18 protein-coding genes are annotated in these 13,041 nt (G+C 72.1%); all 18 read right to left on the reverse strand.

Annotated features, from left to right (window positions below; genetic code table 11):
- Window positions 1–21: 21 nt before the first annotated feature.
- Entirely contained in the window at window positions 22–786 is a 765-nt protein-coding gene (locus tag ABTX18_RS21055; protein ID WP_352124231.1) for a hypothetical protein, read from the reverse strand.
- 104 nt (window positions 787–890) lie between these two features.
- Window positions 891–1,061, reverse strand: a complete 171-nt coding sequence (locus ABTX18_RS21060) for an Rmf/CrpP fold protein (RefSeq protein ID WP_352124232.1) — start codon at window positions 1,059–1,061, stop codon at window positions 891–893.
- Window positions 1,062–1,065: 4 nt separating this feature from the next.
- Window positions 1,066–2,904, reverse strand: a complete 1,839-nt coding sequence (locus tag ABTX18_RS21065) for a phage minor capsid protein (protein ID WP_352124233.1) — start codon at window positions 2,902–2,904, stop codon at window positions 1,066–1,068.
- A gap of 11 nt (window positions 2,905–2,915) precedes the next feature.
- Window positions 2,916–4,415 carry a phage capsid protein gene (locus ABTX18_RS21070; protein ID WP_352124234.1) on the reverse strand — a complete coding sequence of 500 codons (1,500 nt, stop codon included), beginning with the start codon at window positions 4,413–4,415 and terminating at the stop codon, window positions 2,916–2,918.
- Complete coding sequence (locus tag ABTX18_RS21075) at window positions 4,412–4,633, reverse strand: hypothetical protein (RefSeq protein ID WP_352124235.1); 222 nt, start codon at window positions 4,631–4,633, stop codon at window positions 4,412–4,414. The genes ABTX18_RS21070 and ABTX18_RS21075 overlap by 4 nt, the downstream gene beginning before the upstream one ends.
- Window positions 4,630–4,833 carry a hypothetical protein gene (locus ABTX18_RS21080; RefSeq protein ID WP_352124236.1) on the reverse strand — a complete coding sequence of 68 codons (204 nt, stop codon included), beginning with the start codon at window positions 4,831–4,833 and terminating at the stop codon, window positions 4,630–4,632. Before ABTX18_RS21080 ends, ABTX18_RS21075 begins: the two co-directional genes overlap by 4 nt.
- A complete protein-coding gene (locus ABTX18_RS21085; RefSeq protein WP_352124237.1) occupies window positions 4,830–6,086 on the reverse strand; it encodes a PBSX family phage terminase large subunit in 1,257 nt (418 codons plus the stop codon). Before ABTX18_RS21085 ends, ABTX18_RS21080 begins: the two co-directional genes overlap by 4 nt.
- A 3-nt stretch (window positions 6,087–6,089) precedes the next feature.
- Window positions 6,090–6,551, reverse strand: coding sequence for a helix-turn-helix domain-containing protein (locus tag ABTX18_RS21090; protein ID WP_503061178.1), 462 nt, complete (start codon window positions 6,549–6,551; stop codon window positions 6,090–6,092).
- 101 nt (window positions 6,552–6,652) lie between these two features.
- The gene (locus tag ABTX18_RS35845; RefSeq protein ID WP_503061188.1) at window positions 6,653–6,868 is read right to left on the reverse strand and encodes an Acb2/Tad1 domain-containing protein; all 216 of its coding nucleotides are present in this window, start codon (window positions 6,866–6,868) and stop codon (window positions 6,653–6,655) included.
- A gap of 136 nt (window positions 6,869–7,004) precedes the next feature.
- Entirely contained in the window at window positions 7,005–7,394 is a 390-nt protein-coding gene (locus tag ABTX18_RS21100) for a DUF732 domain-containing protein (RefSeq protein WP_352124240.1), read from the reverse strand.
- A 150-nt stretch (window positions 7,395–7,544) separates the two neighbouring features.
- On the reverse strand, window positions 7,545–7,910 hold the full coding sequence (locus ABTX18_RS21105) for a hypothetical protein (protein ID WP_352124241.1): 366 nt from the start codon (window positions 7,908–7,910) through the stop codon (window positions 7,545–7,547).
- A gap of 77 nt (window positions 7,911–7,987) precedes the next feature.
- A complete protein-coding gene (locus ABTX18_RS21110) occupies window positions 7,988–8,683 on the reverse strand; it encodes a hypothetical protein (RefSeq protein WP_352124242.1) in 696 nt (231 codons plus the stop codon).
- A 60-nt stretch (window positions 8,684–8,743) separates the two neighbouring features.
- Complete coding sequence (locus tag ABTX18_RS21115) at window positions 8,744–9,475, reverse strand: hypothetical protein (RefSeq protein ID WP_352124243.1); 732 nt, start codon at window positions 9,473–9,475, stop codon at window positions 8,744–8,746.
- Window positions 9,476–9,621: 146 nt separating this feature from the next.
- A complete protein-coding gene (locus ABTX18_RS21120) occupies window positions 9,622–10,464 on the reverse strand; it encodes a hypothetical protein (RefSeq protein ID WP_352124244.1) in 843 nt (280 codons plus the stop codon).
- 2 nt (window positions 10,465–10,466) lie between these two features.
- Window positions 10,467–11,840, reverse strand: a complete 1,374-nt coding sequence (locus tag ABTX18_RS21125) for a hypothetical protein (protein WP_352124245.1) — start codon at window positions 11,838–11,840, stop codon at window positions 10,467–10,469.
- Window positions 11,837–12,370: a hypothetical protein gene (locus ABTX18_RS21130; protein ID WP_352124246.1), complete on the reverse strand. Its 534-nt coding sequence runs from the start codon at window positions 12,368–12,370 to the stop codon at window positions 11,837–11,839. Before ABTX18_RS21130 ends, ABTX18_RS21125 begins: the two co-directional genes overlap by 4 nt.
- Window positions 12,370–12,858 carry a hypothetical protein gene (locus ABTX18_RS21135; RefSeq protein WP_352124247.1) on the reverse strand — a complete coding sequence of 163 codons (489 nt, stop codon included), beginning with the start codon at window positions 12,856–12,858 and terminating at the stop codon, window positions 12,370–12,372. Before ABTX18_RS21135 ends, ABTX18_RS21130 begins: the two co-directional genes overlap by 1 nt.
- Window positions 12,858–13,007, reverse strand: coding sequence for a hypothetical protein (locus ABTX18_RS21140; protein ID WP_352124248.1), 150 nt, complete (start codon window positions 13,005–13,007; stop codon window positions 12,858–12,860). Before ABTX18_RS21140 ends, ABTX18_RS21135 begins: the two co-directional genes overlap by 1 nt.
- Window positions 13,008–13,041 lie beyond the last annotated feature (34 nt).

Consider the following 13,041-nt stretch of genomic DNA (forward strand, 5'->3'; position numbering starts at 1 on the left):
GGGGGTGTTGCTCCTGTCTGGTCAGCCGCGCAGTCGCGCGGCTACGGCGTCGTTGAGGTTGGCCGGCTTCTTGTCGGCAGGGCCGCCGCCGCTGAAGTCGGCGCCGCCCTTGACGGCCCCGCCGGGGCGGGCCTTGTACAGGTCGGGGTCGGTGGCGACCTCGGCCGTGATGGCGGCCTTGACCTGCTCGCCGAAGTCGGCCGCGGCCGGGTCGAGCTGGGCGAGGCGGTCGGTGAACGAGCGGGAGTTCAGCAGCCGGTCCGCGCGGGCGTTCTCGGCCTGGGCGGCCTTGTACGCGGCGAGGTGCACCGCGGTTTCCCGCGCGGCCTTCTGCGACTCGGCGAGCTGCTGCGTCAGCTGCTCCGGGGTGGCCTGCTGGTCGCCCTGGACCAGGCCGAGCGCCTGCCCGATCTTCTGTGCGAGGGCCTGCTCTGCGGCCTGCGCGGCGTTGGCCTTCGCGACCGTGCGGGACTTCCCGGCTTCGGCGCGGGCGTCGGTGATCGCCTTCTGTGCCCATGCGGGGAGCGTCGACACGTCACCGTCTGCGGCGCCCTGCTGGCCGGCCGGGTCCTGCCCGCCCGCACCCTGCTGTGGCTCGCCTCCGCCCTGCTGGCCGGTGCCGTCACCGGTCCCGCCCTGCTGGCCTCCCCCGCCTCCCTGCCCGCCCTCTCCGGTGCCGTCGCCTCCTGCGATGGCGTAGATGGGGCGGCCGTCTCGGCGGTGGCCGAGGACGGTACCGGCGGCGTGGGTGGCGAGCGGGTGACGGAACGGGCGGGCGGTCTTCATCGTGCACTCCTGGTGCGCTCGGGCCCGCGCCTGGCGGACCGTGTGGGCATGCAAAAGGGGCCCGCGCCTGGCGGGCCCCTCGGGGTGGTGCGGTGGTGCTGCGCCTACTCGGCGCGGTCCTCGGTGGCGAGCGGGCGGGCGCGGGCGTAACCGCGCACCCACGCGCCACGAAGCAGCGACGTACGCGGGTACGGGCAGACGGTCGGAGGGGCGCCGCGGCGCCCGGCCTCGGCCCCCTCGTCGACTGCCCGCGTGATGTCCTCTCGCGCCGCCACTGCATCACCTCTTGTTCTGGTGGTCCGACTCGTTCTGACGGGCGCCCTCGGCCCAGCGCTGACGCTGCCCGGTGGCCTTCTCGATGAACTCAGCTTGCGTCAACCGGCCGTGTTTCGCCCACCATTCGCGCAGTTCATCCGAAGCGCGTGCGTGGGCGATACGGGCCGGGCCGGAAAACAGCGACATGGGGTCGATGCCGTCGGTCTGCGCCTTCTTGTTGAGCAGGTAGCCGCGGCATGCGTCCTCGGCGTCAAGGTACTGCCGGTAGACGTACTCGGCGTACATCTCCCGTGCCTGTGCCCGGGTCATGCGCTCGACCGCCTCGCCGCCAGCCTTCTCGGCGGCGGCCTTGACCGCGGCCGCGAGGTCGTCGGCGAACTTGGCATCGGTGGCGAGCGCTCCCCACTCCTCGGCGGGTGGCAGCGGCGCGGTGACGTCGTCGAGCGCTGCACGGTCGGCGAGCAGGTCCTCGACGGCGTCACCGGTCGTCGCGGGGGCGGGCAGGTCGGCCGGCGGATACCGGCGGTCCAGCTCGGTCGCGATCCGGGCGCGGTCGCGGGCGTCCAGCGACGTGGCGCGCATGGCCGTACCGAGTTCGGTGTCGGTCATCTCGCGCATGGTGCCGCTGTCGCCGGACCGGACGCGGGCGGCCTGGGCGTACTGGCTCGGCGGCGCGGTGGGCGGTCCTGGCTGTCCCTGGCGGCGCGGTCGCTGCTCGGGCGGGAGGTTGCTGGCCCCGTGCTGCTCGCGGGCCCGCAGTCGGCGGAGATCGGGGTGTGCGGCAAGGTGGTCGCGCATGGCGCCTTGCCACTGGCGGGTTTTCGCGCGGGCGGCGCGCTCCCCTTCGGGGGTGGTGGCGGCGGCCTCGCGGCTCTTGTACTGCCTGATTTTCCGCTCGATGGCGCGCTGCCGCTGCCCGGCCTCGTACCCCTCCGGGTCCGCCTCGGCAGTCTCGGCCCGGGTGATCCCTGCCGTGTACGCGGACACGCTGTGACGGCAGTTGGGATGTTGCAGCCCGGCCTGGCGCGCCTCGTCGAGGCTGCCGGCCACGTCCACGGACACCATGCGGTCATCCTGCGTGGCGTGCTCTACCTCGATCGTGCGGGCCCCGGACGGGCCGCTGATCGTCAAGACGCGGCCCTCCCAGCGGCGGCAGAGCGGGCACTCGCGCGGCGCGTTGGACACGATGACCAGCTCAACCCCGGCGCTCTCCAGCGTCCGCGTGTGGCCCTCGGTCGCGGCCCGGGCAACACCGGTACGGACCGCCATCTCCGCGTACGAGGTGAGTTTCCAGCGGCGGCCGGCGCGGTCGCGAAACGCCGTGATGCCCTCGTCCGCAAACCGCGTCATCGCGTCCTGCGTGGCCTGGCGGCGGGTCCCGGTGCCGATCAGGGGCGTCGCGTTGACCTGCGCGACGATCGCCCGGTAGCGGTCATCTACGGCCCGCAGAATGCTGCGGTGGGTGGCGGTAACCCTGTCGACGGTCTCGGCTGCGAGGCGGTCAACGGCCTGTGCCTGCGGGGTGATGTCGTCGGTCAGGCGGCGGGCGTCGTCCGACAGTGCGCCGAGTTCGGCGACTCCGGCACGGTGCCCGGTGTTGTACGCCTCGGCCGTCACCTCGAAAATCTCCAGGGTGACGGCCTGGCCGAGCTGGTCGACAACGCCCTGAGCCGCGCGGCGCAGCGCCTGCACGGCGCCGAGTTTCCGCTCGGCCCAGTTCGGCGCGTCGTACCCCTCGGCCAACTGCCGGGCGATGATCCGCAGTAGCCGTTCTTCAGCCTGCTGGTACAGGTCCCGCGTACCGGCGGCCAGGCCCTCGACCATGCCCGGGTGAATCGGCACGCGGCCACCTCCTACATGGGGTAGGTGCCGCCCGGGTCCGGTGCACCTATGTCGGTCTCGGCGAGGATCGCCGCGACCTCGGCCTGTACGGCGGTGTCGTCCCACTCGGGGTGCAGCGCCTTGACCTTGGTCGCGGTGCTGACGGCCTGGGCTCGGGTCAGCAGCTCCAAGGTGGTGGCCTTGGACTGCTCGGACTCGGTGGCGCCGAGCCGGAACTCAACCGTGGGCCGCTCCGGAGTGATCCGGGCAGTGAACTGGGCGACGGCAAGCAGCTGGTAGGCGTGCAGGAAGTCGGCCAGCTGGCCTCGCCAGTGGCCGGCCTTCTTCTTCGTCGTAGTCGTCGAGCGTCCGGCGCGGTCCTCGACCTCGGTCGCGGTCATCGCCTCGCCACCACCCTCCAACCCGAAGCTCTGCGCGGAATATCCGGCAGACTCAACGGCCTTGCGGGTGATGGCCTCGCTGGTGCGCTGGTGCTCCTCGACGCGGATTTTGAACTGCGCCAGCGTGATACCTGCGCCCTCCGTGGGCGGCATGTTCAGGCTGCTGTAGACCTCGCGGTCGTCGTCGAACGATGCGCCCTGCCCGGGGCCGTTGCTGGTCAGGTACGCGGCAGGGACCATGAGGCGGGCGCGGGCGAGGCGGATGTCACGCATCCACGACGTCCACACGTCGTCGAGAGCGGCGAACTGATCGTAGATCGGGGCGGCGTAGTCGCTGCGCCCCATCGGCGAGGCGCGGTGCAGCCGGTTCGGGGTCATGTTCGGCACGTAGACGGCCGTCAGCATCGGGATGCCGGTCTCGACGGACACGCCATTCTCGGACAGTGATCCGGCGAGGGCTGCGGTTTCGTGGTGCTCGGTGAGCGGCACGGCGCGGCCGAGGTTGTCGGGTGTGCCCTCGTAGAGGCCGTGGACGATGTGGCCCGGCTCGTGGCGCTCCAGGTGCCGGTAGACGGTCTGCGCGTCTCCCCCGTCCAGCTTGCGCCAGAAGGTGACGGCCCGAAGCATGCCGAACACGTACTCGGGTACAGCGTTGTCCGGCTGCACGGTCGTCGGGATCGGCCGGTCCGGCACGACGTCTCGGTCCCACGTCAGCCGCAGAAAGATGCCGGACATGGCGGATGCCTGCTCGGCCGCGCCCAACAGCAGCTGGTGAAGGTGCGCGGTGTCGATGGCGTTGACCAGAAACTCCGTGCCGGCCGTTGTGGAGGCGGTGATCGTCGGCATGTCCGCGAACAGGAGATCGCTGGCCACGGTGGCGATGTCGCCCGGCAGCGGCACGTGTAGGCGGCGCTCCTGCTTGCGGGGGTAGTCGGCCGGCTCGTCGCGGCGGCCGGTCAGCAGGCGTCTGGCGCCACGGTCGGCGCGGCGCGGGGCGTGCTCGCGCCGGTCGGCGACGTGGGCCAGGCGGTGCGGGTCGCCCGCGTACCACATCGCATCGCGTTCCATCTCACGGTACGCGGCGGCCATCGAGGCGGGCGGCCACGCGGTGCCGTTCGCGGGCAGGCTCATGTGCTGCTCACCTCCTCGGCCAGCGGGATGGAAACGGTGGCGGTGAGCGGTGCGCCGCTGTGGCTGATCCGCCGGCCCTCGCGGTCGAGGACGTACAGAGCGGCGGTTGCCCCGTCGCCTCGAACGGTGAGGGACTGCACCAGGGCGGGCGGCAGTCCCAGCGCACGGCAGGCGGCGCGGCGCTGGTCGAGGGTGACCGATGTGGGGATGGTCGTCACGTGTCGGTCACCTCCTCGGCGGACTGCTCGCAGATGTCGGCTGCCTCGCGCAGGAACGCTGCGATTTCGCTGCGGATGCTGCCGGCCACGTCGCCCGGCTCGATCGTGATCGTCCCGGCCCGGCACGGCAGGTCTCCGACGGTGATCGTGATGGGCAGGGTGATGGGCGGCAGGGGTACCGCGAGGGGCGCGGTTGTCATGCTGGGGCCTCCTCGGCGGTGGGCAGGGTGAGCAGGTGGCGCCACTCGTGCGCGGTGCTGTGCACGACGTACCGCAGCGCGTCCGCACTGTGGTCGTCGATTTTCAGCGGCTTGTCCTCGCCGCGGGCGGTCGCTTTCGGGTCCCAGCTGTAGCCGGGGAGTTCGGAGAGCAGCCCTTCGCACGATGCGTGGATGCGTAGCCGGTCGGCGGCGAGCAGGCTGGACACGGACCGGATGCCGTCGGCAACATCGTTGGCGGCCTTGGCCAATCCGGGGTGCCCGTCCTGCCACAGTTGCAGGCTGAACGAGGCGGCCGACGGGTCTACGAACGTCCACTCTGGTGATACGCCGAGCTTGGCAATCCAGGCTCGGACGGCGGCGCTGTACTGCGCATCGGTCATCTGCCGGCGCGTGGTGCGGCCGTCGTGGCGCCACTCGGATGCGATGTACAGGCGATCGTCGGTGCCCTGGCCGAGCAGCAGCGCGGCGAACGGGTTGGTCGTGCCGTAGTCGACTCCGACCCAGTGGCGGCGCATCTCGGGAAGCGTCGTGACGACGTGGCGGGCCTCGTCCCACATGTCGTAGATCGCGCCCTCGGCGACGCACCACGCACCATCGATCATGCGTTTGCGCCACAGGCCCACATACTCGGCGGTGAGTGAGGCAACGTAGTCCGGGGACAGCGACGGGTTGTCGGCGAGGCGGAAGTGCCAGTGTCTGAGATTCAACTCGGCCGCACGGTCGATGTATCCGACCTTGAGCCAGTGCCTCGGCGAGTCCGGGTTAGTCGTCGCGAACAGGCGCGCGCCAGGAACAGACAACCGGGCGAGCAGCTGCGTCCAGAAGCCCTCAGGCACGAGGGTGGCCTCGTCGACGTACGCCAGCTGCGCCGTGAGACCACGCAACCGGCCCTCGGCGCGGGTGTCGGCAGCGCCGACCAGGTGCACGGTCCGGCCGAGGATCACGGCTGTTGTGGCGCCGCGGGTGTGGTGGATGTGGCCGGCGAGCGGACCGAACAGAGCCCGGTCCATCAACGGCTCGAACACGTTGCGCTCGATCGTCTGTAGCGACCGGCCACAGATGATGATCAGGCCGGACGGCCCCGCCGTGGCAACCGCGATCACGAACGCCAACAGGCTCGCGATCGTCTTGCCGGACCGGACCGAGCCATGCCACAGGTTGATACGGGCCGTCGCACGGCCGATGCTCCGCAACTGTTTGCGGGACAGGGGGAGATCGGGGGGGAGCTGCATAGCTCACCCCCCGTCGTCGCCTCCGCCGGCGTCGTCCTGGTCGCTGAACGCGGTCGTGAGCGCTGCGCCGAGCTGGCCGAGCATGGATGTGACCTGGTCGGCCTGCTGGCCACCCACGGCGGGTTGGAGTTTCAGGCTGCGGTCGATGGCGATGCCGGCGGCGCCGAGGATGGCGCGCTGGTCACCGAAGCGCGGACGAGGGAGGTCGGCCGTTTGCCAGTCGCCCTCTTTGCCCGCGAACTCGCCGACGGTGCACGGCTCCCAGAGCTGGGCGCGCAGTTTCTCGGCGTCCTCGTGCAGGGTCTCGGCGAGGGTGACGCGGCGGGCGGCAAGGTCGATGCGGCGCGCCTCGGTGGCGGCGACTACCTCGGCCCCTCGCTCGAACGTCAGCCCAAGTTCCTTGGCGATGTTGCTGACGGTCGAGGGGCTGCGCTTGATCTTCTTCGCGATGGCGTTGCGGGTCATGCCCGCGGCGTGGTGGCGGCGTACTGCTCGCCGGTCTGTCTCAGTGATGGGTCGGCCCATGGGTACGCGTCACCTCCTCGCCGCGGCGGTCTGTGGTGTGCCTACGTGGCGCGGGCAATGGCGGCGTTCGCCCAGAACATGGCCTCTTCGACCTTCGTCAGGGCGAGGGCCTGTTCGCGGCCGGCGGGTACCTGCTCGTTGATCTGGTCGGCGAGGTGGCGGCATGCCTGGCGCACGCTCGTGTGGTCGTCGCGCTTCTCCTGCGTGGTCGCGGCGTGGAACGCGAATCGGTGCTCGATGTCGGCGGGCGTGGCGATGGCGGTCTCCTCGGCGGTCGGTGTCCGGGCATGCGAAACGCCCCGGCGCGGTGGGCGGCGGGGCGTTCGCGGCGGCCGTTTTCGGGCACGCCGGGGTCGGCCTGATTAGATCACAGATCCATAACGGGCGGCAACGTCACTTCGGGCAGAGCGTCGCCCGCAACGCGGCGTTCAGCTGCTTGCCCTGCGCGTCCGTGAGCGGGCGGGCGTCGTTGCCGAAGCGCTGCGCCGCGGCCCAGTCGAGTTTCTGCCCGCCACCTGCGAGGCTGCTGCACTGGTTCCGGCCGGCATCGATCGCCTTCTCTTCGTCCTCGACGATCCGCGGGTCCACGGCCTTGATCGCGGCGAGGTACGCGGCACGGTCCGACCCGGTCGGGGCCGGCGGAATACCGGCTGCCTTCTCGGCGGCGGCATGGTCCACGGTCGGGGCGCTCGACGACGCGGCGGGCTTCGCGTCGTCCTCGGCCGAGCAGGCGGTGAGGGCGAGCAGGGCGGCAGCGGCGAGCAGGACAGCGGCGGGTCTCACGATGGCACTCCGTACGTAGGTCTGGTGTGCGTGAGACCTGCGAGGCGGGTGGATGGTTGTGCGCGGGCGCGCGGCGGGCGGCGCGTCCGGTCATGCGGCTGCGCCCCCGCTGTGTGGCTCGCGGGGGCGCGGTGTCGGACGGCTGGGGCGCTACGCGGAGCGCTGTCGGACGGGGTAGGGGCCGGGGATGCGGCGATGCACGCGCGGGATGCTCGGCCGGTCGGACGTGGCGTCATACGGCCTGGTCGGGGTCGGTGCGCCCGTCGGCAGGCGGCCGAGCTGGTAGGCGAGCAGCTGGGCGGGCTGGCCGTCGGGGATGACGCCGTGGGCCCATGCGGTGCGGTACATGTCGGCAAGCTGTTCGACGGCCGTACGGATGGCGTCGGTCGCGTTGCCTCCGGCGCGCATGATGGTGGCGAAGTCGTCGGACAGCTGGGCGTCGACTCGGATACTCGGCCGGCTGCCGGGCTGGGGGACGGCGGGCGTGCGGGGCTGGGTAGTCTTCTTCGTGGCCATGGCGGGGGTACTCCCGTGGTGGTTGTGGGGCCCGTCTGCGATGTGGAGTCGTGGGCGGGCCCGTGGCATGTGGTGGGTCAGTCGGTGGTGCGCGGGTGGAACTCGGTGCTGTAAATCGAGGCGTCGTCTGCCTGGTCTTCTGACCCCTGCCAGACGGTCACGCGGGCCACGTACTTGCGGGCGCCCCTGCCGGCCTGGGTCAGGATTTGGGCGGCCAGTTCGTCCATGACGTTGTGGTCTTCGCTGTAGGGCATCACGTCGGTACCGGACTCCCACGACTGCCACCCGGGGCCGGCCTGGCTGTTGAACAGGTCGAGGCGCCACGAAAACACGCGGTTTTCGCGGAGGATGCGGCGGACGTAGCTGCCGGTGGCGCCGAGTTCGCGGGCGATCTCGTTGGGGGTCATGTCGTTGGCAGCGGCGCGGAGGATGATTCCGGGGGTGCCGAGCCGGACAGCCTCGGCGGCCCGGCGGATTGTGCCGGCCTCGGCGAGGGTGAGTTCCTGAGCTACCTCGGCGGCGAGGTCGCGTCGGTGAGCGTCTGTGGTGGCGCGGGTGAAGTTCTCGGCGAGGGCGGCAAGAGCCGAGGACGTGACGGCGTTCCGGGCGGCGGCCTGGGCGTGCTCGTACTCCGCTGCGACGGTGTGTAGGGCTTCGTGAAATCGGCCCATGGCGGTGGCCTGCTGATCCTTTTTGATCGTCCGGCTAATCTCCGCTGAGGTGTATGACCTGCCGGTCTGGTCATCGGTGGTCTGGTCGTCGTTGGTGTCCATGTCGGGTTACTCCTGTGGGTCGAGGTGGCCCGTCCTCGGGAGGGGCCGGGCCGGTGGTGGTCAGGCGAACAGGGCTCCCTGCTCGCGGTCGAGGATGAACAGGCCGGGGGTGCTGGTGGTGGTCTGCTCGCCGATCCACTCGCCGCGCCACGTGCCGTCCGTGGCCTCGGCCTCGGTGACCAGCTCAGCCGCGTAGCGCATCTCCGTGGCGACCGTGATGCGGGCCGCGCCCTCGGCGGTGGGGTGGTACTGAGGGGCGGTGGGGTCGGCGCTGGAATAGCACCACGGGGGCACGTCTCCGGCGTGGACGGCGGCAAGGTCTCGCCAGCCGACCACGCAGGTCATGTAGTCGTGGCTGCGCGCCGGGCCGGGGCACGGGTAGTGCTCGCCGTGCTGCCCGCAGTAGTACGTGCGGTAGGACTCAATGGAGTAGGGGGCTCGGGAGATCGCGGGGCGCTGGTAGTGGTCGTTGTACTGGGGGTCCTGGGGGCAGTCCTCGCCGTGCACGCAGATCATCACCTCGGCGGCGGGCTGCTCGGACTCGGCTTCGATGGCGGCCGGCACGGCGTCTGACGCAAGCAGTTCACGTTCCCGCTCGGCAAGTGGTGCGGCGTGCTCAGCGGCGACGGCCTCGGCGGCGGCGCGGTCGTGGGCTTCGGCCTTGACGCAGGGGCGGCAGAGGCTGGTGTGTGTGGTGGTTTCGGCCATGCCGTGCCGGCCGCAGTAGGTCATGACTTCGCCGGGGCGGCGGTAGTGGCCAGTGCGGCTACGGCCGGTGGTGTAGGTCTTCATGGGGTGTACTCCCGTGGTTGCCGAGTGTGGAGCTCGGGCCGCTGAGTGTGGAGCTCTGCGGTACTGAGTACCGTACGCGGCGGAACTAGGTTGCGCAAGGTTCGGGGGAAGGGGCGCCGGTCAACTCCCGGCGCCCCTGCGCTGGTTCACGCGCTGCGCTGCGCCGCGGCCTCCATCGCCACGTACAGCGTGACCAGTTCGGCCCCGCGCCACATCCGGCGGCCCCGGTCGAGCAGCACAGGCGCGGTGCATGCCGACCCGGTCGCACAGACCACCGTGGCGGCCGCAGGGTCGCCGCTGCGGGTGTGCGCGGTGAGCGGGCCCCGGCAGTACGGGCACGGCTGGTCAAGGGCGGTGGGGCGTCCGTCGCGGCCGAGTGCCTGCTCAACGGTCCGGCGGGCGCGGCGGGCGGTGGCGGCGATCTGGTCGAGCAGGACGGGCCGCACGGGGCTGAACAGGGGGAGGTGCACGGTGTTGCTCGGCCGGGGCGCGGTGACGTCCTCACCGAGCGCGCGGCCCTCGATCCACACTGCGGCCCAGTGCAGCCCGTACGCGCGGCTGCCGGCCGACGCGGTGCGGCCGGTGACGGTTGCGCTGTGCGTGGGCAGGTGCCAGCGGGCCGGGTCGTCACGGTCGGCCGCGTCCGGCTGGTATCGGTGTCGGCCGTGTCGGTCGGTCGCCGTGTACCGGACGGGGCGCTGTACGGCGTCGGCGATGACGTCGGCGAGGTGGAAGAGGTCCCGCTCGACCGACAGGGCGGCGTCGAGGGCGGCGAGGTTGAGCGGGGCGGGGTGCTCGCGCAGCGTGAGCGGCAGGCGGCCGATGCTGGGCTCGTCGGCCTCAGGCACCACGCCGAGCGCGCGGGAGTCGCGGGGCGGCCACTCGGCTGCCGGCGCGCGCTCGATCGCGGCGAGCAGGTCGCCCCACTGCTCGCGTACGGCGCGCAGATCCTCGGCGGCCTGGGCGGCGATCGGGGCGGTGGTCGCCATGGTCAGCGCTCCGTGGGGGTGTCGAGGGCGGCGCGAACAGATGCGGGGTCCAGCGGCCCAAAGTGCGTATCGAGCAGTGCGCGTACGCGCTTGATGGTGTCCGCGGCGTCGAGGGCCTGTCGGGTCCAACGGTTGCGGCTCTGGCGGTTCCGCTCGGCGCGGGCGCTGACCATTTCCGCTCGGTGGGTGGCGTGCTGGGCGCGCTGGCGGGCGTTCTGCCAGGCGGCCTCGAACCGGTCGCGGGCGGCTGCGGCCTCGTTGAACTGCTCGCACGTCAGGCCGTGTTCCTCCTCGACGGCGCGCAGCTGCTTCGCGATCTCCTGCACGTCGGCCTCGGCGCGCTGGGCGTGGCGCTCGGCGATGGTCTCGGCCGCGCTGCGCCACCTGCGGGCGCCTCGGCCGGCCTCGGTGGCGGGCATGTGGAAGTGCGCGCCGATCACGGTCCAGGCGTCGGCGGCCGTCGAAGCGTGCTTGACCCGGAGCAGGGTCTGCGTGGCGCGCTCTGCGTCGCGCTGAGCCTCGCGCTTGCTGTGCTCGGCTGCGGCCAGGCGCAGGGCGTGATCGCGTTCGCGTTCGGCGTCGATGGCGGCCGGCTGCTCGGCTGCGGCGGCGATGTTCGCGGCGGCTCGGGCGGCCTCGGGCGGCAACCCGTCGTGCTCGGCTACGGCGGCGAGGGCGTCGGCCAGGCTCTCGGCGTCCCGTACGCGCTGCAACGTGGCGGCGGTGCGCTCGGCGTCGTACTTCGTGGCGAGCAGGCGTTCGCGGTCGGCCTCGATCTCCTGGGCTACGCGCTTCCAATGGTCGCCGCGCTTCTCGGCCTTCTCGGCGCGCGCCCGTACGTCGGCGACGTCCTCGACGACTCCGCGGATCGGTCCCATGCCGGTGCGGCCGGTGGCTGCCTCGTGCATGTCGGCGATCGTCGTGCAGGCGGCGAGGTGGTCGGCCTTGAAACGCTCGGCGTCCTGCTCGGCCTGCTCGGTGCGGGCGGCCAGTTCGGCGACGGTGTCGGCAAGGCGCGGCCAGTCGGGGGCGTCGCACGCGGCGGCGGTCTCGGCGAGCCACTGGGAGTGGCGGGCGGTGCGCTCCTCCTCGACGGCGGTTGCCTCCCGTGCCTCAGCGGTGGCTGCCTCGGCCTCCTGGGCGCGCTTGCGCAGCGTGGTCGTACGGCGCTCCATGAGCCGCTTCCACGCGGCGGCCCGCTCCTCGGCGATCGTGGCGCGGTGCTCGGCGGCGGCCACGCTAGTTCCGGCCTGGGTGAGGGCGGCCCCGGCCCGGCCGTAGGCGTCGGCGAGCGCGGTACGCAGCTGGTCGAGGTTGGCGGCCATGGCGTCGAGGGTGAGGCGGGCGGTGTCGGTCGGCGTGGTCGGGGTGTTCACGGCTGCGGCTCCGGGGTCGTGGTGGTGGGGGCGGGCTGGCCGTCGGCGCACGGCGCACAGAACGGCTGCTCGCGGTAGTTGCGGTAGGTGACGGGGCCGCGGCCACAGACACAGCACGCGGCGCTGATCGTTCCGGCGGCGACTACACGGCGCCGGTGCTCCTCGGCGGCCTGGCGCTCGTGGTAGTTGGTGACGTCCTGCTCCGCGCTGCTGTAGAGACCGGAGTACGTGGCCGCGGTCTTCTTCCACTCCGCGGCGGCCTGCTCGGCCTCCCGGATCGCAGCGTGCGCGGCGTCGAGCTGCGCCCCGTGGCGGTTGGCTGCGGACTGCTGCCCGCCCACGGTGGCGCGCAGTGCGTCGGACTCGGCGAACTCGGCCTCGGCGAGGCCGCGGAGTGCATCGGCTTCCTGGGTGGTGAGGGTGACGCGGCCGGCGCGGTCGATGAGGTTGCGGAGTCGGGCGCGGCGTTCGTCGCGGGCACGGGCGGCGAGGGCGCGGCGCTCCCGGTTCGGGCGCGTACGGCGGGTCATCAGCTGACGTCCGGAATGCTCAGCCACCCGGCCTCGCTGTGATCGGCTGAGGGGATGCCGAGTGCGGCGGCGGCTGCGGTGAGCTGGCGCGTCCATTCGGCGGCCTGCTCGACCGTGCGCGTCTGCGGAGTGACGTGGGCAAACGTGCCCAACGCGGTTTCCTTGCACTCCGTAACGAGGAACAGCATGTCTGCGTCGTAGTCCCCGGCGGTGAGGGTGCCGACGTTGGGGAACTGGTGCCGGTCGGGGTGCTCGGTCAGGGCCTTGTTGATGCGATCGGCGCGGGGCTGGGCGTATTCGTCGGGGCTCTCGACGTGCACGCCGTAGGCGAAGTAGGTGGAGTGGTCGAATCCCATGGGGCGCGCCTTTCGGGCGAGGATGCGGCGGCGGTGCCATCGGTTCGAGAACGGCACGTCGGCGTACAGGAGTGAGGGGGAGCAGACCAGCCCGGTTCGGTGGGCGAGGTAGCGCAGCGGGCGGCGTGTCATCAGCTGCGGTCCTCGTCGAGGATGGCCAGGGTGATCCAGAGCACGGCGGCCCCGGCGTAGCAGGCGGCGCGGATGTGGTCGCCGGTCACGGCGGCGGCGATGGCGAGGCCGGTGAAAATGGCGGCGAGGCTGAGGCGGAAGTACAGCACGGTGTCTCCGGGGGGTGGGGGCCCGCCGTGGTGG

The sequence above is a fragment of the Streptomyces sp. NPDC096323 genome (assembly GCF_040302845.1).
Lineage (GTDB): Bacteria > Actinomycetota > Actinomycetes > Streptomycetales > Streptomycetaceae > Streptomyces.

Excerpts from the sequence above, each read along its gene's own strand:
- ABTX18_RS21055 (WP_352124231.1), bottom strand. The coding sequence starts at position 786 with ATGAAGACCGCCCGCCCGTTCCGTCACCCGCTCGCCACCCACGCCGCC.
- ABTX18_RS21070 (WP_352124234.1), bottom strand. The coding sequence starts at position 4,415 with ATGAGCCTGCCCGCGAACGGCACCGCGTGGCCGCCCGCCTCGATGGCC.
- ABTX18_RS21080 (WP_352124236.1), bottom strand. The coding sequence starts at position 4,833 with ATGACAACCGCGCCCCTCGCGGTACCCCTGCCGCCCATCACCCTGCCC.
- ABTX18_RS21085 (WP_352124237.1), bottom strand. The coding sequence starts at position 6,086 with ATGCAGCTCCCCCCCGATCTCCCCCTGTCCCGCAAACAGTTGCGGAGC.
- ABTX18_RS21090 (WP_503061178.1), bottom strand. The coding sequence starts at position 6,551 with ATGACCCGCAACGCCATCGCGAAGAAGATCAAGCGCAGCCCCTCGACC.
- ABTX18_RS21105 (WP_352124241.1), bottom strand. The coding sequence starts at position 7,910 with ATGGCCACGAAGAAGACTACCCAGCCCCGCACGCCCGCCGTCCCCCAG.
- ABTX18_RS21110 (WP_352124242.1), bottom strand. The coding sequence starts at position 8,683 with ATGGACACCAACGACGACCAGACCACCGATGACCAGACCGGCAGGTCA.
- ABTX18_RS21115 (WP_352124243.1), bottom strand. The coding sequence starts at position 9,475 with ATGAAGACCTACACCACCGGCCGTAGCCGCACTGGCCACTACCGCCGC.
- ABTX18_RS21120 (WP_352124244.1), bottom strand. The coding sequence starts at position 10,464 with ATGGCGACCACCGCCCCGATCGCCGCCCAGGCCGCCGAGGATCTGCGC.
- ABTX18_RS21130 (WP_352124246.1), bottom strand. The coding sequence starts at position 12,370 with ATGACCCGCCGTACGCGCCCGAACCGGGAGCGCCGCGCCCTCGCCGCC.
- ABTX18_RS21135 (WP_352124247.1), bottom strand. The coding sequence starts at position 12,858 with ATGACACGCCGCCCGCTGCGCTACCTCGCCCACCGAACCGGGCTGGTC.